This is a genomic window from Alphaproteobacteria bacterium (assembly GCA_030680745.1).
GTDB lineage: Bacteria > Pseudomonadota > Alphaproteobacteria > JAUXUR01 > JAUXUR01 > JAUXUR01.
This window is the reverse complement of record JAUXUR010000030.1, coordinates 30527-53134: the sequence shown is the minus strand read 5'-3', so window position 1 is coordinate 53134 and position 22608 is coordinate 30527. Positions and strand designations below refer to the sequence as shown.

Annotated in this window: 18 protein-coding genes; 13 read left to right on the top strand and 5 right to left on the bottom strand. The window is 34.0% G+C overall.

The window, feature by feature from the left end:
* Positions 1-124 precede the first annotated feature (124 nt).
* The 3 genes from Q8L85_02880 to Q8L85_02870 all read right to left on the bottom strand — a co-directional run bounded on the left by Q8L85_02880 (position 125) and on the right by Q8L85_02870 (position 6296).
* Positions 125-2503 carry a hypothetical protein gene (locus Q8L85_02880; GenBank protein ID MDP1723626.1) on the bottom strand — a complete coding sequence of 793 codons (2379 nt, stop codon included), beginning with the start codon at positions 2501-2503 and terminating at the stop codon, positions 125-127.
* Between the two features lie 623 nt (positions 2504-3126).
* Positions 3127-5013 carry a DNA mismatch repair endonuclease MutL gene (mutL, locus tag Q8L85_02875; GenBank protein MDP1723625.1) on the bottom strand — a complete coding sequence of 629 codons (1887 nt, stop codon included), beginning with the start codon at positions 5011-5013 and terminating at the stop codon, positions 3127-3129.
* Positions 5010-6296 (bottom strand): glucose-6-phosphate isomerase, encoded by a 1287-nt coding sequence (locus tag Q8L85_02870; protein MDP1723624.1) that lies wholly within the window; start codon positions 6294-6296, stop codon positions 5010-5012. Before Q8L85_02870 ends, mutL begins: the two co-directional genes overlap by 4 nt.
* A 278-nt stretch (positions 6297-6574) precedes the next feature.
* Here Q8L85_02870 and Q8L85_02865 point away from each other — a divergent pair, with 278 nt between their 5' ends.
* The 3 genes from Q8L85_02865 (at position 6575) to Q8L85_02855 (ending at position 7991) form a co-directional block, all read left to right on the top strand.
* A complete protein-coding gene (locus Q8L85_02865) occupies positions 6575-6949 on the top strand; it encodes a VOC family protein (protein ID MDP1723623.1) in 375 nt (124 codons plus the stop codon).
* A gap of 144 nt (positions 6950-7093) precedes the next feature.
* The gene (locus tag Q8L85_02860) at positions 7094-7531 is read left to right on the top strand and encodes an EVE domain-containing protein (protein ID MDP1723622.1); all 438 of its coding nucleotides are present in this window, start codon (positions 7094-7096) and stop codon (positions 7529-7531) included.
* Positions 7515-7991 carry a MarR family winged helix-turn-helix transcriptional regulator gene (locus Q8L85_02855; GenBank protein MDP1723621.1) on the top strand — a complete coding sequence of 159 codons (477 nt, stop codon included), beginning with the start codon at positions 7515-7517 and terminating at the stop codon, positions 7989-7991. Before Q8L85_02860 ends, Q8L85_02855 begins: the two co-directional genes overlap by 17 nt.
* Before the next feature lie 222 nt (positions 7992-8213).
* Here Q8L85_02855 and Q8L85_02850 read toward each other — a convergent pair whose 3' ends face one another.
* A complete protein-coding gene (locus Q8L85_02850; protein MDP1723620.1) occupies positions 8214-10415 on the bottom strand; it encodes a hypothetical protein in 2202 nt (733 codons plus the stop codon).
* Between the two features lie 460 nt (positions 10416-10875).
* Here Q8L85_02850 and Q8L85_02845 point away from each other — a divergent pair, with 460 nt between their 5' ends.
* The 10 genes from Q8L85_02845 to dapE all read left to right on the top strand — a co-directional run bounded on the left by Q8L85_02845 (position 10876) and on the right by dapE (position 20889).
* On the top strand, positions 10876-11547 hold the full coding sequence (locus tag Q8L85_02845) for an outer-membrane lipoprotein carrier protein LolA (protein ID MDP1723619.1): 672 nt from the start codon (positions 10876-10878) through the stop codon (positions 11545-11547).
* A 175-nt stretch (positions 11548-11722) separates the two neighbouring features.
* On the top strand, positions 11723-14200 hold the full coding sequence (locus Q8L85_02840) for a hypothetical protein (GenBank protein MDP1723618.1): 2478 nt from the start codon (positions 11723-11725) through the stop codon (positions 14198-14200).
* Between the two features lie 371 nt (positions 14201-14571).
* Complete coding sequence (gene rpmH / locus Q8L85_02835) at positions 14572-14706, top strand: 50S ribosomal protein L34 (GenBank protein ID MDP1723617.1); 135 nt, start codon at positions 14572-14574, stop codon at positions 14704-14706.
* Between the two features lie 466 nt (positions 14707-15172).
* Complete coding sequence (gene rnpA, locus Q8L85_02830) at positions 15173-15529, top strand: ribonuclease P protein component (GenBank protein ID MDP1723616.1); 357 nt, start codon at positions 15173-15175, stop codon at positions 15527-15529.
* A 34-nt stretch (positions 15530-15563) separates the two neighbouring features.
* Positions 15564-15815, top strand: a complete 252-nt coding sequence (yidD, locus tag Q8L85_02825; GenBank protein MDP1723615.1) for a membrane protein insertion efficiency factor YidD — start codon at positions 15564-15566, stop codon at positions 15813-15815.
* Entirely contained in the window at positions 15766-17604 is a 1839-nt protein-coding gene (yidC, locus tag Q8L85_02820; protein ID MDP1723614.1) for a membrane protein insertase YidC, read from the top strand. Before yidD ends, yidC begins: the two co-directional genes overlap by 50 nt.
* Positions 17594-18256: a ribosome biogenesis GTP-binding protein YihA/YsxC gene (gene yihA, locus Q8L85_02815; protein MDP1723613.1), complete on the top strand. Its 663-nt coding sequence runs from the start codon at positions 17594-17596 to the stop codon at positions 18254-18256. The genes yidC and yihA overlap by 11 nt, the downstream gene beginning before the upstream one ends.
* Positions 18253-18915: a pyrimidine 5'-nucleotidase gene (locus tag Q8L85_02810; protein MDP1723612.1), complete on the top strand. Its 663-nt coding sequence runs from the start codon at positions 18253-18255 to the stop codon at positions 18913-18915. Before yihA ends, Q8L85_02810 begins: the two co-directional genes overlap by 4 nt.
* 6 nt (positions 18916-18921) lie before the next feature.
* The gene (gene dapD / locus Q8L85_02805; protein MDP1723611.1) at positions 18922-19749 is read left to right on the top strand and encodes a 2,3,4,5-tetrahydropyridine-2,6-dicarboxylate N-succinyltransferase; all 828 of its coding nucleotides are present in this window, start codon (positions 18922-18924) and stop codon (positions 19747-19749) included.
* A 9-nt stretch (positions 19750-19758) separates the two neighbouring features.
* Complete coding sequence (gene dapE, locus Q8L85_02800; GenBank protein ID MDP1723610.1) at positions 19759-20889, top strand: succinyl-diaminopimelate desuccinylase; 1131 nt, start codon at positions 19759-19761, stop codon at positions 20887-20889.
* 53 nt (positions 20890-20942) lie between these two features.
* Here the strand turns inward: dapE and Q8L85_02795 are convergent, their stop codons facing one another.
* A complete protein-coding gene (locus Q8L85_02795; protein MDP1723609.1) occupies positions 20943-22571 on the bottom strand; it encodes a hypothetical protein in 1629 nt (542 codons plus the stop codon).
* Positions 22572-22608 lie beyond the last annotated feature (37 nt).

Sequence of the window (22608 nt, the reverse complement as noted above, 5' to 3'; positions counted from 1 at the left end):
TGGATTGCCACGCGGCTTTGCCGCTCGCAACGACGAACCTATTGATTTTTAATAATTTTAATTCCGAACTCGCGTTTGCAATGAGATGAATTGCAACATTTTCAACCCATCTCACTTAATCGTGTTATTTCTTCTTTTGAAAAAGAAGCTGATTGTAATAAGCTAATCGTTTCGCGCGCAATTCTTCAAGCCACTTTTGATCATTTTCTTTCCGCTCTTGTATCGTGAGCTTCTGAAGATTTTGCCATACAATTTCTTCCTGACGACTATCTTCTGCTATCTCGTCCCATATGTCTTGAGTCATCTGCAGATCAACATCCAATGGTAGTGTCTTTAAAAATGCCTCATACGTTAAATCTATATCCACCATTATTAAGCTTTTCAATTTATTTAATAAACGACTTTTTTGACGTTTTACAATAATGCCACGAGAACATTCAAACTTCTTTATATCATCCCATTCTGCTAAACAATGCTCAACAAAAAATTGATCAAACCCCTTTGCATCAAATTCAATTAGAAAAGCTTCACGCGATAGTTTTTCTAAATTATTAGCTTCTAAATTTCCTAAAATAAAAATAGATAATTTTGTCTTCAAATATGCTCTAAAATCATCTTCATCAATTAAATTGCTTTCTTCTTTTTTTTCTTCGTTAATAATTAAATTATTTTCATCATCTTGACTCATAATTTGATTGGTTACATGCATGACATCATCATCAATTAATTCAGCTTCTTTTTCTTCATCATCGGCAATTAACGCTGATTCTTCATCAGTTCTAGCTACAGAAAGATGAATATTTAATCGCGTTTGCTTGTGATCTTCTAATGCTTTTTTAACGTCTTCGATTGATTTTAAAAGCTGTATTTGTTGAAAAAACATTTCATCTAACGCGTTTAATTCACTTAAGCAATCAGCCTCCTCATCGTTTATGGGATGTTGCATGAGAATGGCTAAACGTTTAGCTCTAAAATCATCCAAAAACGCTTGCTGTTCATCAAAAGATAAAAAATCAAATCGTCTTTGATTTATATTGATTAATTTTCGACGATTATCAATAAGTTCCTTAAGGCTAATATTATCTTGATTATATAATTTTTGTAATAATTCTATTTCAAGATTATTTAATTGATCTGCGTCCAAACGATTAAAAGATTCTTTTTCCAAACGATCTAATCGTTTTTTTTCTAACTTATCCAAACGTTCTTTTTCTAAACGTTCTTGACGTTCTCTTTCTAATCGCTCCAGTTTTTCTTTTTCTGAAAGCGCCAACATTTCCTGTTCTAAACGTTCTTGACGCTCTTTTTCTATAATCGCTAAGTGTTCTTTTTCAAGCACATCAGATGCAATGATTGAGTCCATAAGTTCGATAAAATATCTGGGCGTTTTAGATTCAGCCTCTACCCATTGAATGTTTATATTTTCAAAAATTGAATTGCGCTTATCTTCTGTCTGCAACAACATGAAATCAATAAATTTTTTGAATTTATTACCCGGCAAATCAATACATTCAGGATAAATAGACTTGATGGAGCATACAATTGTATTCAACGCATCAAAAGCATTTTCGTTCAAATCATAAACATGATTGATATAATTCATATAATGAACAAAATCAAAATCTTGGGATCCAAAATTATCGCAAACATAATTAAATCGATCTCTAAACATAGATGATTCAGCCCTATGAAGAATATAAGTAGCCACAGATTGACGTGATTCAAAATTACGGTATGGATATTTTTCAAGAATTTTCTTTAAAAGAGGATAAGCGCATTCATAACTCAGCTCCCCTGCATTGATGGCATATACAATAAATGGATCAACTGAATATGAAGATTCCGTATTATCTAATTGAAATAAAAGATCCCAATATGCCATACAATTTTCTGATGGACCTTTTTCACCATTAATTAAAATAAATCGAAGAAATTTTGTATAATTCTCATCCGATGTATCTCTATTTGATATAAAGGAAATAATTTTTTCCCATTTATTTAAATTTTCTAATTTTGCATTTTTTTCTTCTTTAATAAGACGAATCAGTTTTTCTAATTTTATATTTTTTAAAAAAATATTATTCAAACAATAAAACACAATATCCAATGAAGATTCATTCATTGTTGAAATTAATTCGTATGTTTTAGTATATTCAGCCGGGGTAATGTCTTTATTTTTATTTTCTAGTATATTGTGTGCTAACAAAATATTTTCTTTAAAATTTGAATGGTCTTTTATTGACGCTATGTATCTAAAAATTTCAAGAAGAGAAAACACAGACCATTCTTGATGTCGAAAAAAAGGTGCCGTTAAATCAAATAATTCTTGATGTATTTCATCAGAACTATTTTTGATTGCTGATTTAATTGCACCCATAATTTGACGATTTTTTCTATCAATTTTTGATTGATCTACAATAATTATGTTAGAGTCGCTATTCATTGAAAATGCTGAATTAATAGGCAAGCTTAAACAACACAAAGATAGTAAAATTTTTTTCATTTCATTAATCCATTTATACTAAAAAAATTACTGTACTTTACTTCAAATAAAAATTCAATATATTTTAATAAATATTCGCTTTATTTTAAACAAACAAACAGATAGAAAAACGATAATTCTAGGAATTTTGACGAATTAGATAACATATTACAACATCAAAACAAAGAAAATATTTATACAATGGATTGTATTCAAAGCAGGTTGCTTTCAGCTTTATTTCTTTTTTTTAAGCTCTTCAAAATTTAAATACATTGCCTATTCTTTAGATCTACAGATTCAGAATGTAATAAAAATTAAATAAAATTACCTTTTACTGTTTGCCGCAATAGTATTAAAGAGTGCTATATTGCTTTCTAAAAATAATCGTACTAATAGAGTAATTAGATTTTAACTTTGTTGTTGACCCCCAGTTCCCAACTCGTCATTGCGAGGGGCCCAAATTTAAAAAGGGGCCCCGCGGCAATCTCTTTGTAAATTTTAGATTGCCACACCCCCTTCGGGGGTTCGCAATGACGACATACTTATTTTGGTTTACCTATTGTCGCAAAAATAAGTACGATTTTTATTAGAATTTACTATAATAATTAAATTTTAAATTTAATTTCGATCAATACCAATAAGCTCTATCGTCTACCGAATAATTTCTCTATGTCATTCAAGGTAAGCTCAATATAAGTTGGCCTACCATGATTACATTGACCTGAAAAAAGCGTATTTTCCATATCCCGCAATAAATGATTCATTTCAGAAATAGACAATTTTTGTCCTGCGCGCACTGAATGATGACAGGCATAAGTTGATAATATATCCAATATTTTTTCTTTAAGATGGAGTGGCTCTTCAAGTGTTTTAAGCTCATCTATGATATCAAAAATTAATTTTTGAGCATTAATCTCGCCTAAAATTGCTGGTGTTTCGCGTAAGATAATTGCGTCATCACCAAAAGGTTCAATTTTTAAACCTAAAGATTCTAGATGTTCTGCTGCATTCAGCAATAATGCTTTTTCTTGAGAAGATACTTCAATAATTTCAGGAATCAGCAAAGCTTGACGTGGTAATTTTTGGGATAATAAATTATTTTTTAACTGTTCATATTTAATGCGTTCATGCGCTGCATGTTGATCTACCAACAAAAAACCATTACTTGTTTGGCATAAAATATAATTTTGGTGTAATTGCGCTAATGGACGCCCGAGTTTCATGTCGTCATTTATTTCAAATGAAACATGCTCAACAAAATTTTCTGACAAATTTTCGGGTTTAAATTGAACAATTTCAGCTTCATCTTGGTTTATAGTTGCTTCATATATATTATTTTTAGTTACAAATGATGGTGCTGCACGAAAACTATTTAACTTAAAAGATTCCTGAACAGATGTTTTGGGCATTTCGTTTTTAGGTGTTGAAAAAAAACTACTACCAACATGTTGTCGTTCTGGAATTTTAGAGGATTCTTGCTTTAAAGTCGTAGGCTCTTGTTTAAATTTAGAAAGCGCAAAATCCGTTATAATAGGCGCTGATTGATGACCTTGTTGATGAAGCGCCGCTTTGATTGATGAAATCATAAGACCACGCACAAGACCCGAATCCAAGAAACGCACTTCGCTTTTAGCGGGATGGACGTTCACATCCACCTCTCGGTTTGGAATGGTTAAATATAAAAACGCAACAGGAAAACGATCTCTGGCCAACAAATCATGATATGAAAGCCTTAAAGCATGAGACAATATTTTATCTTTAATAGACCGTTTGTTAACAAAAAATTGCTGCATAATGCCTGAATTGCGGCTATAGGTTGGCAATCCTACATAACCTTCAATTTTATAGTCGTCACGTTCACCAATAACAAAAACTGTATTTTCTTTAAATTCCTTACCGTAAATTTGAGTAAGTCGCTCCAGAACATTATCCGTCTTAGGAAAATCAAAAATTGTTCTTTTGGTATCGCGTAAGGTGAAATGAATAGTAGGATTAGCTAGCGCCAAACGCTCCATTATTTCCGCAATATGGTTGGATTCAGTTGTGGTTGTTTTTAAAAATTTAAGACGTGCTGGTGTTGCAAAAAACAAATCTTTAATTTCAACACGTGTACCGATTGCGTGCGATGCTGGTTGGGGCTCTGATCTGTCACCCCCCTCAATCGTTATTTTCCAAGCGTGCGTTTCATTTTCAGTGCGTGATGTAAGTGACAATCTGCTAATAGCGCCTAATGAAGGTAATGCTTCACCCCTAAACCCCATGGTCGCAATTGCCATAAGATCCCCTTTGGGCAATTTTGACGTTGCATGTCGCTCAACAGCCAAAGATAAATCATCCTTTGACATGCCTTTGCCATTATCGGTCACAACAATTAAATCTTTACCACCATCAATGATATCAACCACAATGTAGGTTGCATTTGCATCAATCGCATTTTCAACAAGTTCTTTAACGGCAGAAGCGGGGCGCTCGACAACTTCACCCGCAGCTATTTGGTTAATAAGATTTTGGGGAAGAAGTCGTATATTCATGCTGCAATATTTTCGTTTTGTTTCAAATAATGTTGTGCCAAAATTTTACCTTGTTCAACAGCAGGTTGATCAAAAGCATTAACGTCCAGATATTCTGCCATCAAAATAGTTTCAAGCATAAAATGCATAAGCAAAGATCCCAAAACTTCCTCATTATAAGAGTCAAAAGAAATAAGGCGTACAGGACATCCATTTTGAGCGAGCGTTTCGTATGTTGCTTTTTGTTCAGCTTCCATTAAATTACCCAATGAATGCTTTGAAAGAGATTTAAGATTTTCTGTAAACCCAAGATTTTGATCGGGTTTTACACCCAATCCTTTTTGTTCAGCACAAAGAAGCGTGAAAAATTTATTTTTAGGTCCATCAAGAAAAAGTTGTAATTGGCTATGTTGATCAACGGCACCAATAGATCTAATAGGCGTTAATCCTTTATTATTTTTGCCAAGGCTTTCAGCCCACAATTGGCTATGCCACGCGCTTAGTCTTTCACAACGATCAATGTAAGGCATAAAAACCGTTTGATTGATGCCCTTCTCAAGAAATGCAAAGTGAAGCGCCGCTCCCGTCAATGAAGGAATGTCGTGAAGGTGATCAGCCTTCATGAAATCATCAAGGGTGTCTTGCGCCCCTTTTTGCAATTGACTAACATCGAGCCCCATAAGTAATGCAGGTAAAAGTCCAACATTTGACAAAACGGCATAACGACCACCAATATTTTGATCGTGCGATAAAATAGGGCAATTAAAATAATCGGCGAGCTTTGATAAAGAACTTGGTTTAGGCTCCGTCAAAACAACCAAATGATCTGCAATTTTAAGATCGCTTAAATCTTTACGCATTGATTTTAAAGCAATCAAAAACTGTAACAAGGTTTCTGCCGTTTCACCAGATTTTGAAATGACGATAATACCCGTTTTTGACCAATTTCTTTGATATGCCTTTTCAATTGTAAAAGGATCAATATTATCTAAAAAAATAAGATTTGGTTTATCGTTCTTTGACAAAGCTTGAAGCGTTTGGCCACCTAAACTTGAACCGCCCGTTCCTAAAACTAAAATTTCGTCAAATTTAGATAATTTTTCCTGAGCATGTTGTAAATCATTTGAAAGTAGATCTTCGTGCGTAGACCGAAAAAGAGGAAAATCTTTTTGATTTTGCCATTTTTTTAAAAATTTTTCACCATAATCAAGTGTCGTATTAAAAGTTTTTTCTGAAAGACCGTTTTGACCTATGGAAGGTTCAAAACAAAATAAAATTGAATTTTTTAATATTGATTTGGTCATTTTCTACCCTCATTGAAGATACACCTTTTGATATGCTTTTCTTCTTTTAAACTGTGGAGGGCGTCAGACTTCGGGATTCACAATGCTCATGTATAAAAAAATACATTCCGCTTGCTCACCACTTGTCTTTCTACCCACATTTTAAAATAATTTATGCATCCGAGCCACTTTAGACATATTAATTGTAAATTGCAAGAAAACGGATATAAAAATAAGTTGCATTAAATACGTATGCGTATTATACATATACGTATCTTTCTAACGCTAAAGGAATAAAAATGTCTAATCTTTCTCTTGATTTTGTACTTTTGTTTGTTGAATCTCCTGCCATAAGCAAAAATTTTTATGCGTCTCTTTTAGGGCTTGAACCAATTGAAGAATCTGAAACTTTTGTTTTATTTTCACTTCCCAATAATATTCAATTGGGACTTTGGTCACGTCACAGTGCAGAGCCAAAAGTTTTTGCTCAAACCGGTGCAAGTGAAATCGCATTCACGCATAAAAATGGTGCAGAAATTTATCAAAAATGGTGCGATCAAAATATCCAAATATTGCAACATCCAACGAATATGAGTTTTGGTAGAACTTTCGTAGCATTAGATCCTGATGGACATCGGTTGCGTGTTTTTTGGCCTAATGAAGAAACTTGTTAATTTTCAAGATTCTTCGTTTCTAACTATCCAGATTATGAGGCAAAGTCTAGGAAGATAGAGAACCGGCACGGAGTGTACTAAAGTACATGAGTACCGGAAGCGCAAAACTGACGACGAATTTGCCCGTAAGGTGGACAGTTAGTAATGAAGAAATATTGGGTAGGTGTTGCAAGCCACGATCACGTGAAAAATGCTATACAAAGCAACATTATTCAAGTGTGTCATGGCAAAAAAGGACCATTAAGCCTTATGAAAGAAGGCGATTGGATTGTTTATTATTCATCAAAATTACGTTTTGGTGAAAATGAACCCTATCGTCATTTTACAGCAATTGGACAGATTTCAGCGGGGGAGCCCTATCAATTTCAAATGAACACTAATTTTATACCCTGGCGCCGCAACGTTAAGTTTCATCAAGCAAAAGATACGTCCATCTTACCATTGATTGAAGAACTTTCGTTTATTCACGATAAGAAATATTGGGGATTTCCTTTTCGAAAGGGATGTTTTACTGTACCATTTAACGACTTTTCAATTATTGCTCATGCAATGGGAGTGTTAATGGATGATACCGCCTTCTAGTTTAAATCAATGGAATCTTTATAAAACACCAGAAACAAGCCCTGGATATTTATTATGGCGCACAAGTACAACCTGGCGCAAATTAATTGAATTGGCTTTAAAACCCACAAAACTTACACATCCTCAATTCGTTGTTTTGGCATCCATTGATTGGTTAAGCAAAGGCGATCAAAAAGCGAGCCAAGCTGATGTTGGCCGCCATGCTGGATTAGATCCAAATACAATTTCACAAATTTTAGGCGGACTTCAAACAAAAAAACTTGTAGAGCGTATCAGTTCAAATAATGAAAGAAGTAAATTTCATAGGCTTACCCAAGAAGGAAAGGAACGCTTAAGCCAAGCTATTCCCCTTATTGAAAAAACAGATCAAGATTTTTTTGCGATTCTTGCGCAAGATGAAGAAATTTTTTTAAAACTTTTAGGGAAATTGACTTATAATTCTGACAATTCAATAAAATAAGCTTTAGCATAATTATTATCATTTCATGCAGATACCACACTTTATAATAAATAAAAGTGTTATTGTTTGAGATCGCAGAATCAAATGTTGTAATTTTTTAACTTCTTTAAATGATATTTCTGTTGCATCTGGTGAAAGAAAAGTGTTTCAACTCCTAATTTCAACAGATGCAACAAAAATAAGATTAGTCGTCACTAATTTTATTACTCTTAAAAAAACGCCTTATAAATACCTTCTTCCTTCTCTTTTTCCATCAGTTAAATAATGGTTTTTTGCCCAATTTATTTTCTGCTCTAGATTCATATTTTTAGAAGCATCTTGTAAATCTAAATACAGACCAATATACCTAAGCGCATCAAAATCTGCTGGCAGCACTGGTTTATAAGTTCTATTTTCGTTTTTTCCACGATTTAAATAATGATTTTGAGCAAATGTTATTTTAGCATCCTCTGAATGCAGCGTTTGAGCGTGATCAAACAAGTCTTTATACCAACGAAGATATGCGTGAGGATTAAAATCTTCTGGCAACACATTTACAACTCTAACAGGCAACACCTCAACGGCTTTATACCTTCTTTTTTCACTTATGCTTTTATTTAAATAATGATTTTTTGCCCAATTTATTTTCTGCTCTAGATTCATATTTTTAGAAGCATCTTGTAAATCTGAATACAGACCAATATACCTAAGCGCATCAAAATCTGCGGGCAACACATTCAACTCAGGTGCAATTTGAGCGCTAATAACAGGCTGAACAATTACAGGCTGAACTGGTTGTGGTCTATAAGCTGGATCTGGTCCTGCATAAGCTGGCAAAGGCGCGAAAAACAAACTGTTAACATATCGTTGCGCTTGATGCAATCTGCCTTTAGAAGTTAAAACATCAGCTTTAATACGCGCTATTTCAAGTAAAGCATCATCCACTCCATTAATTGACTCAGCTGCCTTAATCAAAGCATTACGAATAATCAAACGCAACTTCACATATTTTTGTTCTAAACTCGGTATTTTACCTGGTTTAGCACCCTCATCCTCGATTAGAAGTTTCTTATCTTCAATTTTTTCAACATGTTCTTCTACAATACGTCTTTTCGGTTGAATAGCTCTTTCAAGCACTTCTAATTGAAGAATCAGCTCATTAAGTTTTTCCATTGCTCTTTTAGAATCATTAATGAGTGTTAACGGTTTAGGATTAATATTATCACGATTTAAAAGATTAGAAAGTCGAACTAGTTCTTCTACCTGAGGTATATTTTGTTGATTGATTTCTATCCCTTTGTTATCAAAATCTCTTTTTAAAACATTCATAGTACCATGAATAGCATTTATTGACGCTATATGAGGATTTATCCCACCTTCAAACTGAGTAAATTTAGCTTCATCTGCTTTATGTGCTTGATCAATTCGTAGTTTAGGTGTGTTACTAACATTTGTTTGTTGCTCAAATACTGAACGTCTACTTGCTAGATTAACATTATTCAATACTGGATCAACAACAGGTGCATTACTTGCGACGGGTGCATTAGCTACTGAGGTTGCTGGTGTGTGAGTGTGCGTAGCTGGTGAGGGTATAGCTGGCAACGGCCTACGCATAGGAGAGGGAACAACAGATAGAGGCGCAGCTGATGATGATGAAGCCGTATATGGCACTGGTATAAACAAGCTAGCAGGAATTACAGATGGTCGATCATTTGACTCATTCTCTTCATCTGAATCTTCACTCCAATAACCGTCATCTTCATCTTCCTCAAGCTCATCAGAATCAAAATCATGTGCCTTACGCGTATCTTCAATACCTTTACGTAATTCTCCTCCAACTTGTACGCCTCCATTTAAGAAAATTTGAGCCAAAATATTATCTTTTATAGTATCAATAGACAGCATCATTTTAGAAAAAGAAAGAGAGGTCTTTTCTGCTGAATCAATCCTAAATTCTAAACGAACATTTTGTTGATCATTATATATAAACCCAAAAACGACTTCCTGGTTCCCATTTAATATATCATCGCCCACAGAAACACTACCACGCATTATTTTTTGAATTTCATTGTTATGTCCATCTATTATTCGAACAGAACAATTTTCGTTAGATGTTTTTTGCAAAGATATTTTAACTAGGTGATTTTTAAACTCACTTGCCATATTCCCTTCAATCTGAGGAATAGGAAGATAAAAAACATCGCCTACATTTTCTTGTTTCAAAGATACAATATCTGTAACTGCATCAACACCAGGATCAATTTTATTATTATTATTAATTGATACAATGTGCGTACCATCATTCAAGACATCAATTTTATTGGACCAAACAATATTTCCATATGTATCAGGTGTTAAAATATCATAATTAGTAGCTGCATTTGCGTTTATTAAGATAATAGTAGAAAATACTGTAGAAATAAGTATTTTTTTTATGTTTTTCATAACGAATCCTTTGTATAAAAATTTATAAGAAATATAATATATAATAATAGTAATATATGCTGCCATAAACGAACTGTCAATAAAAAACTTTAAAAAAAGCTGCCTTGCAATATTAAAGCTGCTAATACTTACACAAAAGAATCATTTTTTCCAAAAAAATACAACAAACTACCTTCTTTCAACATACGTAAAATTATATTTTATTCGTTGTTTTTAATTAAAAAAACAATATTAATACTTGTATATACATAAAAAAATATTATGTTTATAATTTTTTACTTTATATATACATATTATCAAAAAATTTTAAAATGGATGAATTTAAATACACACATTCATATATATTTTAAACACAGCCCTATTGTTTAATCGCCCCATATATATTTCAAAATAAAATTTAATTTTGTTTAATTCATAATAAGCGTTATAATACGGCGTTTTCTAAAATGAGGATTTAAAATTGAGAAAAATATTTTCTGTGTGTCTATCTTTTTTATCCATCAATTTTGTTCTTAATGCTGAACAATTACAGCCGCATGCGATTACCTTGAAAGAAGAAGATAAAATTCTTCTGTCAAAAATTGAACAATCACTCAATAATATTAATACACTTAAGACAGAATTCAGACAAATTTCTGTGACGGCCCAAGGTCAAAAATCAGAAACCAAAGGTCTTTTTTTGTTGTCACGCATTAAAGGCGAATCTGTGAAATTTCGATTTGATTACGCCCCACCCCAAAAAATTATGATTTTGGGTGTTGGAAACAATATAATGTATTACGATAATGAAGTTGATCAAAAGACGCCTATTGATTTAAAATCAACACCAGCTGCTTTTTTAGCGCATGAAACAATTAGATTTAACGATGATTATATCGTGACAAACCTTATTAAAGATGACAAAGACATAAAAATACGCATCGTTCAGAAAAAAGATCCCGGCAGCGGTACTGTTGAACTTAATTTTGAGCAATCGAATTTAAAATTAAAAGGTTGGCGTCTTACAGATGCGCACGGCACCGACACCATCGTAAACCTTTTAAGCCAAGAACATGGCGTTAAATTAAATCCTAACGACTTTAAATTCTTCAGTCCTGAAACCGGTGGTAAACCAAAATCGCTTTATCCATAAAAGCAGAAGATGCTTTTCAAAGGAATAAATTTGACAAAGTAACTCAAAGAAAACATAAGGACAGATTCAAGATTCATAAAATTTTTTACTTTACTTAAAAAGTCAATTTAATTGACATAAATAATTTCATATGATAAAAATATTTAATAATTTATTAAACATGTTAGGTTTATCTATGAAAAAAATAATTCTATCCTTTGTCATTTCTTTTTATTTAATAATTGCAAATTGTTTTGCTGGCTTTCATGAAGCTTTAGAACTTTTTGAAGCTGAAAGATATAACGAATCAGCATCCCTTTTTTTGGAATGCCATCAAAATGGTAATATGCTAGCTTATGATTATTTAAAATATTTACAACAAAAAAATATCGATGTTGATTTTAAAACGTCCCCCACTATAGAAGAATTTAACACTCATCTAAGTTCTGGATATTTAAAAGCTTCTCAACAATATATAGCTTATGCAAACAATCAAAACAAAAAGAAACCTATCGTTGCTCTCCAGGCACTATCAGAAAAAAACAATTCACACGCAATGATATTGCTAGGTAAAATTGCTGAAATTGAAGATAAAAAACCATCTGGCCAAAAAGTAAAATTAATCAAAAAACAAGCTCTTAAAAAGCCACTGGATTATTATCTTCAAGCAGCACAATTATACGATCGCGATGGGTTTTTAGAGCTTAAAAAACTTGACCCCAATCACCATTTCATTAAATTAAAAGCTTTTATTATAGAGAATTCAGAAGAAGGTGTAGGGGAAGAAAAACTTGCTGATTTCTTTTATAAAAAAAATGCATTTTCAGAATGGGCTCAATGGTTTCTTAGGTCCTATCTTTATGGAAGAAGAAGCAATTCAGAATTATTTATTGATTCTGTTGCGAGCAATTTAATTAAGAATGCAGTCAATGAAATACGAAATGATGCAACAAAGTATCAATTTGATCTTCCTTCTTATCTTAATAACAGCATCTTAGATATTGTTCATTTTCTTGCACATGAAGAAAATTATATAGCACAAAACTTTATGGCAGCATTATATGATTTTAATTTTAAAGAATTAGCTTCAGAGCATTATCCTAAAAATATTAAAAATGCCCATTTTTGGTATACAAAAGCGGCGCATAATGGCGATCTGTTGGCTTGTTATAATTCTGGGTATATGAGTTATACTAAATTCAACAAATTTAATATCTTTCAAAAAAAAGAAACACAAAAACATATTAATGAAATTACAAATGCACTTAATTTTTTAAAAAAAGCAGCATTAAAAAATATCACTGATGATGCACTTAATTACTTCCTTGCTTTAAATGAACAGATATATTTAATCGCTGAAGATCATCGTTTTACAGATCAATATATAGAAGCATTAAAAATGGGGCATGAAAGACCAAATATAAATCAAGAATCCTCAGCGATTAGATACATCAGCTTGATAACAAAACACAAAATGAATGATCATTTATCTGAAGATGCATTAGATGCATTTACACATAAATTTTCAAACAATCAACATATTCTTAATCAAGTTGGCGTAATTTATAAAGATGGTTTATGTGGTATTGAACAATCACCTGAACATACGCGGAAAGCAATTTCTTATTTTGAAAAATGCCTTGAAATTGAGCCTAATTACACTGACGCTCTCTACAATTTGGGGCATATATTACTTTATACTGCCATTAAATACGATTTAAACAAAGATGTTCTTTTTAGAATTATCGATCTTTCAATGCGCGCTTATGATGCGGGTGAAGTTGATGCTGCCATTGATTTGGGGATTGCCTATTCTTATTTAACAGAAATAGGATATGCCTATTCTGCTGAATGCATCAAGTGGTGTGAATGTTCAGCCAATACCCACAATAATGCAAAAGCACAGCTTAATTTAGCATTGTTTCACATTCAAGGTATTCATAATCTTTCTCAAGACAAAGATTTAATCTTAAATTATTTAGATAGATCTATTGAACAAAACAATACGCAAGCTATCGCACTAAAAATATTTATGTTTTTATTTTTAGATTTTGAACAATATCAAGTTGAAGTTACTGAATTATTTCAACGCGCAAACAATATAAATATTAATTGGATGCAAGAAGTTAATTTTGTATTGCCTCTGTTTGATGCCTTCAACAACCTGAAAACATTACAACAAAATGAACTTGACGAAGAGGCATTAGAAGACCTAACAACAGATCCTGTTTCAAGTGAGGCAGATGAGAGTTCTTCAGAAGAAGATCAAGCGCCAACGATACTGTTATCATCAGATACAATTGAAAAGAAAATACATGTTGAATTAAAAAACAACAAACACATTAATAAAAAGGAAAAAAATAAAGATGTTCCTAAAAATGAATCTTTATCTTCAAAAATAAAACTTAAAGATAAAGAATCTGTGATCTTAGGCAATATTATGAATAAAAAATCTCGTAAAAAAGTTCGCTGGGATGAGTTTGTGAAACTTGCGCAACGTTATATGAAGCCTGGTGACTCTATTATGACCACTAAACATAAGGGTTCAAAAGTAAAGTTTGATATTGCAGGCAATAAACTTGATATTGATATTCCTAAACACAACGAAAGAGCGTTTCTTGAAGGACGAAGACTTGAAAAGGTCAGAGAATTTTTTGAAAATTTAAAGCGTTAATATTGAAGGGGTTAAAATCACGGTGAACTCATCATGGTTTAGCCCCTTGTTTTATGTTTAGACTTCTAATGTTAAATGTAAATTTTACTTTTAATTAAAGTTTTTAAATTGCCGCAGGGCCCCTAAATTTGGGCCCCACTCAATGACGGGTGGTAAATATTTTTTTACTATCCAAACCATTAATTTCCATATGCTCCAGTTAATTTCATAAAATTATTATGAAATATCAATAGCCCTAATTTAAAAAAAATTAAAGTGAGTTTTTGTCTAAATAACAGCCTTTCGTGAAGAATAAATTTGACAAAGTAACTCAAAGAAGATATAAGGATAGATTCAAGATTCTTGGCTTTTAAAGCTTACGGAGACTATAGATGAAAAGAACATATCAACCGAGCGTTATCGTTCGTAAACGCCGCCATGGTTTTCGCGCTAGAATGGCAACACCAGGTGGTCGCAACGTTATTAATCGCCGTCGTGCACAGGGTCGCAGAAAACTTTCTGCATAGATTTTAACGCTTAGCCCATCTTATGGTCAAAATAGTTGTCAGCCCTCCTCTTCTGGTACTCATGTACTTAAGTACATTCCGTTCCAGTTCTCTGGCTTCCTATATTTTGACTCATAATTTGAGCCATGCTTAATTTAAAATCGCAATAAGTGTTTCCTAATACCCATTAGGATTATGCTATCTGTGTTGAGAGCGCTTAAAATTAAGCGCTTGTACATTCCTAGTAACACCCAAAAAAACCTTAAATGTAACTTCTATCCAACTGCCAAGATTATGAGGCAAAGTCTATGGAATGAGTACTCCAGAAGCTTGATAATTAAGATCCTGAGGATCTTAATGTCTTAGCTGAAGAGGAGTCATGAGAACCGGCGCGGAATGTACTTAAGTACATGAGCACTGGAAGCGCAAAGCTGACGACGAATTTGGCCATAGGATTGGATAGTTGTATTTTTTATGAAGCCTTGATGTGTTGATAACTACCCTTAAGAAAAGAACTGATTTTAAGCGTTTGACCACAAGTGGCAAAAGCATCAAATCTAAATCATTCATTCTTCAATATAAACCCTTTCCAGACGCAATTTCACATGATCTTGAATCTTTACGCTATGGTTTAACTGTTACCAAAAAAATAGGCAATGCGGTTATAAGAAATCGTGTTAAACGACGCTTAAGACCTTTGATTCGTGAGCTTTTTCCGACTTTAGCCTTACCTTTTTGTGATTATGTTTTTATTGCAAGGCATTCTTTGATTGATCAAAATTCTGACCTTCTTAAAAAAGAAGTTGAGACCTCCCTTGAAAAAATAAAAAAAACTGTTAAGTAGTGCTTATATTTCTATTAAAAAAGATACAGAAAACATGCTTGGAACTTTACTAAAATCATTCCTTATTTTTTTATTAAAGCTCTATCAAATCCTCATTTCGCCTTTCTATAGACCTTGCTGTCGTTTTCATCCGACATGTACACGCTATGCAATTCAGGCGATCGAAAAACATGGACCAATACGTGGCTTTTTGTTAATGTCAAAACGCCTGATGAAATGTCACCCTTGGGGGGATCATGGATATGATCCGGTTCCCGAACATAATGAACGAAATAAACGAGTATAAAATGGCGGATCAAAAGAATTTAATTATTGCACTCATTCTTTCAGTTGGTATTCTTGTAGGTTTTCACTATATTTACGAAGCACCACGTCAAGAACGCATTAAGCAAGAACATCGAATGCTTGCTGAAAAAAAAGCACAAGAAGCTGCTCAATCAGGCATTGTATCACCTACCAACCCAACAGGCGCAACGCCAGGTGTTTCTACACCAACATTACCACAAGTGCAGCAAATTGTATCACGTGAAGAAGCGCTAAAGCTATCCAAACGCGTGACAATCGACACACCTCATATGAAGGGCTCGATCAATTTGAAAGGCGGTTTTATTGATGATATAATTCTTAAAGATTATAAAGTGGTTAATACTGATGATAGTCCGCTCATTTCTTTATTCTCTCCACAAGGCGCTGAAAAACCATATTATGCTGATTTTGGTTGGGTAGCAGGTAATCATACATTAACGTCGTTGCCTACAAGTGACACGATTTGGACGTCAACAAGCGAAACATTAGTGCCAAATCAACCCATTACGCTTTCTTGGGATAATGGCCAAGGGTTGCGTTTTGAAAGATTGATTAGCGTTGATGATCAATATCTTTTCACCATTACACAAAAAGTGATCAATAATACGACCCAAAATCACATTTTATATCCTTATGGTCTTATTTCGCGTACAGGCACACCGACACTTGAAGGCGCTGCTATTTTACATGAAGGATTTTTAGGCGTTTACGAAGGTAAATATAAAGAAACAGATTATAAAGATGCCTTGAAAAAAAGTAAGGTCGACTTTGACACCAAAGGCGGCTGGATGGGTATTACGGATAAATATTGGCTTGTGGCATTAGCACCCGAAAATGACAAAACATACAAATCAACCATTAACCACACTGTTTTAAATAATCAGGATAAATATCAAACAGATTATTTAGGACCAGATTATAATTTGGCACCTAATCAATCTATCGAACACAAAACATTTTTGTTTTCAGGCGCTAAAAAGCTTAAAATTTTAGCGGGTTATGCCGATACGCATAATATCGAACGTTTTGATTTAGCAATTGATTTCGGTTGGCTTTATTTCTTAACAAAACCTTTGTTTTATTTACTTGATTTCCTTCATGGTCTCATCGGCAATTTCGGTCTTTGTATTTTGGGTCTCACCATTCTTGTGCGTTTGGCTTTATTTCCATTGGCGAATAATTCCTATAAGACTTTTTCGAAAATGCGTTATTTAAATCCAGAAATAACACGTCTTAAAGAGCGTTATGGCACCGATCGCATGAAAATGAACCAAGAATTGATGGCGCTCTACAAACGCGAAAAAATTAATCCAATGGCCGGGTGTTTGCCTATTCTTATCCAGATACCTGTCTTTTTCGCGCTTTATAAAGTGCTTTATATATCGATTGAAATGCGCCACGCACCTTTCTTTGGATGGATTCATGATCTTTCAATGCCTGATCCAACGTCAATCATCAATCTTTTTGGTTTATTGCCGTTTGAACCTTTCTTTACACTTGGCGCATGGCCGATCGTGATGGGTATCACAATGTTCTTACAACAAAAATTGAACCCACAACCAACGGATGCGACACAAGCAAAAATCATGGCATTCTTGCCGCTCATCTTTACGTTTGTTTGTGCTAATTTCCCATCGGGTCTCGTGATTTATTGGACTTGGGGCAATATGTTATCGATTCTACAACAATGGGCCATTATGAAAAAATACAAACCTAAATTGACAAAGGAAACCCTAAGTCATTTAAAAGCGCCTAAAAATGGAAAATAATGACGATATTTTTGCTTTAACGCCCGAAATTTTAGAACTCGGGCGTTGGCTTTTTACACAAGAATCAACTTTTTTTAAAGGCGTTGTCTCTGAAAAAGGTTTGCCCCTGACGACCTTGCCTGAAATTGCGTTTGCTGGCAGATCCAATGTTGGAAAATCAAGCCTTATCAACGCCTTGACCAATCGCGCTTTATTAGCACGTACGTCAAATACACCAGGACGTACCAAAGAGCTCAATTTCTTTGATTTAGGCGAAAGAATAACGTTAGTCGATTTACCTGGTTATGGATATGCTAAAGCCGCTAAAAAAGAAGTGGCAAGTTGGCAACATTTCACCAAAATCTATTTGCGTGGTCGCGCACAATTACGACGTGTTTATATACTTATTGATGCGCGTCATGGTATAAAACCAACAGACAAAGAAGTCATGAAATTGTTAGATGATTCTGCGCAATCCTACCAAATAGTGATGACGAAATCGGATAAGGTTAAAACGCAAGAACTGCAAGAAATCGCTGAAAAGACGATGGAAGAAGCCAAAAATTTCGTGGCGTGTTTTCCACAAATAATAATCACAAGCTCTAGCACTAAAGAAGGCGTTGACCTTCTTCGCGGCGCTATTGCGAAACTTATAACCGAGATACAAAAATGATTGCTTCAAACAACATTGAAAACTGGGTTTTCGATCTTGATAACACGCTTTACCCAGCATCGCTTGGCATTATCGAACAAGCGCGCGAAAAAGTCGTTGTCTATATGGCTGATTTATTAAAAATAACCCATGAAGAATCTATCCACCTTTATCGTGAATTGCATAAAGATTATGGCTCAATTATGCGTGGCCTTAAAATGAAGCATAATTTACAACCTAAAGATCTATTTGAAACAATGCGTGGTCTTAACTTATCTCATGTATTACCTGACATTAAGCTTCATAAAGCGCTTTCCAAACTGAAAGGGCGTAAAATTATTTTTACCAATGCGCCACAATTACACGCAGAAACAATGCTTGAAAAATTAGGCATTTTAGAACATTTCGACCATATCTATGATATTGGGGCTGCCAATTATATTCCCAAACCTTTGCCAGAAACCTATAGTAACTTTCTTGTAAAATATAATATTAATCCTGCAAATTCTATTATGTTTGAAGATGTCCCGATGAATTTAAAACCGGCATCGGATCTTGGCATGATGACAGTGTTAGTGCGCAATAATCCTGAAAGCTTTTTACCCGATTGCAAAAAAGATTATATTGACCATATCGCCGATGATATTGCAGAGTGGTTACATAACACTTATATGGAGTAATTCTTCATGAGCAATTCATCTATCGACCTTGCTTGGGAAAACAGAACGCAACTTACATCCGAGCATATTTCCCTTAAGCAAGAAATCGATCATATTATTGATCGTCTTGATGCAGGCACTTTACGCGTTTGTGAAAAAAAAGACGGCCAGTGGATCACGCATCAATGGATTAAAAAAGCTATTTTGCTTTCTTTTCGCTTGAATCCTAATCGTTTAATAAAAAATGGCCCTGATGATGCGCCATGGTTTGATAAAGTTTCCACCAAATTTCAACATTGGACCAGCCAAGATTTTGAATCCGCAAAATTACGTGCTGTTCCCGGATCAATTGCACGTCATGGCGCCTTTATAGGCCCCAACGTCGTGCTGATGCCAAGTTTTGTGAATATTGGTGCCTATATTGATGAAGGGACACTTGTGGACACTTGGGCGACGATTGGTTCATGTGCTCAAATTGGTAAAAATTGTCATATCTCAGGCGGCGCTGGTATTGGTGGCGTTCTTGAACCCATTCAAGCGAATCCCGTGATTATTGAAGATAATTGCTTTATAGGCGCGCGCTCTGAAGTTGCCGAAGGCGTCATTGTTGAAGAAGGCTCAGTTCTTTCTATGGGCGTTTATTTAGGGGCGTCGACTAAAATTATTGATCGTCAAACAGGCGAGATTTTCATGGGCCGCGTACCTTCTTATTCCGTTGTGGTGCCTGGTACATTACCTTCTAAACCTATGCAAGATGGGTCACCTGCCCCCAGTCTTTATTGCGCCGTGATTGTAAAACGTGTTGACGCACAAACGAGATCTAAAACAAGCATTAATGAATTATTACGTAATTAAGAGGGTTCCATGCTTGATCCCGTTAAACTTGCACAAGATCTAATCGCATTGCCTTCTATCACGCCTTTTGAAGCTGGCACGTTGGATCTATGTCAGCATCATCTTGAATCATTAGGATTTGTTTGTGAGCGTTTTGTCTTCAGTCAAAAAGGCACACCAGATGTCGATAATCTTTTTGCAAAATTTGGTACAAATGCACCTCATCTTTGTTTCTTAGGGCATTTAGACGTTGTGCCGCCTGGAGATAGTACTCTTTGGACTTATCCGCCATTCGACCCCCATATCTCGAATGGTTTGCTTTATGGGCGAGGTGTGGCCGACATGAAAGGCTGTGTTGCTTCTTTCATTGCAAGCCTTCATTCTTTCATCAAATCCAAAAACTGCACGGGATCCATCAGTCTTATCTTAACCTGTGATGAAGAAGGACCTGCAATTAATGGCACCAAAAAAGTTTTGGATCATTTAATCAAACGAGGCGAAAAATTTGATGCTTGTTTAGTAGGCGAACCATCTTGTCCGACTTTTCTTGGGGAATCATTAAAAATTGGCAGACGTGGTAGCCTAAATGGCAAAGTCACTTTTTGTGGTAAGCAAGGTCATGTCGCCTATCCAAAACTCGCCCATAATCCGATTCCTGAAATGATCGGGTTTTTAGATACATTATCCAAAATTGAGTGGGATCAAGGTACCGAGCATTTTCAACCTACAAATCTTGAAATAACATCTATTGATGTGAATAACAAAGCCTATAATGTTATTCCTGCTAAAATTGAAGCTCAATTTAATATACGATTTAACCCACTTCATAATGCGGAGAGTTTAAAAAAGCACATTCAGGGACTTACGAACGATCCTGATGATAAATTTCAATGGCAATCCAGTGGCGAAGCTTTTTATACGCAAAGCGAAACCATAGCCCAAATTTTACAAGAATCCTGTCATCAAGTTTTAGGGCATCGTCCTACTTATTCAACAACAGGCGGCACGTCCGATGCGCGCTTTATGCATATGCATTGCCCCGTTATTGAATTTGGATTGGTGAATAAAACAATTCATCAAATTGATGAATGCGCATCAATTGAAGATATTTATCACCTTAAAGAAGTGTATCATCAATTTTTACTAAATTATTTTTCCTGATGCGAGTGATAGTATCATTTGATACTGTCAACACGAGCAGATTTTTCATATTATTACTGATTTTTAGATTGTTCTTGCCTAATCATTCGCTCTAAATTTGCTTTTGCATTGTTTCTTTTATTGACATCACTCATATCTTCAGCTTGTTCACTCAACAACATCTTTGCTCTTTGTAATCTATTCGGATCATTTCCTGCAGGTCCCATAGCTTTAAGATACATCCCACCTAAAAATGTTTTAGCAAGCTTCTGTGACTCCTTATCAAATGTTTTATTGCTTGCATTTGTTAAAAGGCGAAAAGCTTCTTCCTGTGAAACGCGCATATTAGCAAAAAAAGCTGCTTCATTAAGGTTAATGATACCCAAAAAAGTTTCAGCAATATGTTGCGCTACAGAAGAATATTGGTTTGAATATGCACTTAATAACAATTGAACAGCTTTTACAGGAGCAGAATAATTATTTTGTGGATGTTTACAAGGTAAAGAATGCAACCTGCCTAACATTGCTTCAGCCAAATGCTTTGCCTCAAGGTCAAAAGATTTCTTATAAGCACTATTAAAATAATTAAATGCTATTTCAAATCGGTTTTGAGAAGGTTCAGTAGGAACAAGAGCATCAATATATATTCGACCTAAAAATACTTCAGCTATTTGTTGTGCTGCTAAACTAAATGTTTTTTTACTTGCAGATGAAAAATATAATAACGCATTTTCAAAACGATGCTCTGCATATGTTGCAAATATAAGATTTTCAAAATACATTCTTCCTAAAAAAACCTCACTTATTTGTTGTGCTTCCAAATTAGATGTGTTTGAGGCCGCTTCAAACAAAAGAAAGAAAGCTTTTTGACGTTGAATGGATATTTCTTCTCCAGGCACCAGCCCTTCTAAATACATTCTACCTAAAGTCATTTTTGCTATATGTTGCGCCTCAGGAAAATTCGATTTTTGTGAGGCTTTCGTTAGCAAATCGCAGGTTATTTGAAATCTATTACAAGACTCTGACTCTGGTATTAAATTATTAAAATACATTTCCCCTAAATGCAGTTCAGCTATATGCTGAATTATTGGATTTTGATTTTCTTTTAATGTATATTTAAGGAAAATAAATGCCATTTCATCGCTGTTTTCTTTTGCATTTCTAAAATTAGTAAAATAATTTTCTAATAAAACGCTAGAATCGGTTGACGTGTCTATAGCACTAGATTCTTCTTGAATATTTGATGAATTATTAACTTCATTATCTTCATTAGTATTAAAAATGTAATCGCTATATTTTTCAATATCCGCAAGATCCTCTAAATCAAGACCAATTTCATTATTATTTTCTTTTTTTTCTTCAACAATCAACGAATTGTTTTCTTTTTTTATCTCAATACTTTCAGGTATTATAAAAAATTTATTATATTTAGGCATATTTATAAGATTATATTGAACGCCAAATATATCTCTAAATCTAGTCATCCCTTGATAATCGATAGAATCAAGATTTTCTTTGTCGGAAATTATAATTCCTTTTTCATCTTGCGTTGGTTGAATATCCAAAAAATAGGGCAATGTAATACATACATTATTATCAAAAGTAATATTGTGATCTTTTCCATCTTTTGAAACGATCGTAACTGCATTAAGTGACTGTAAATAAAAAGTAAAAATAGCAGTAAGCAATGATATTTTTTTCATTTAATAATCCTAATAATATGTCTATTTATAAACTAAG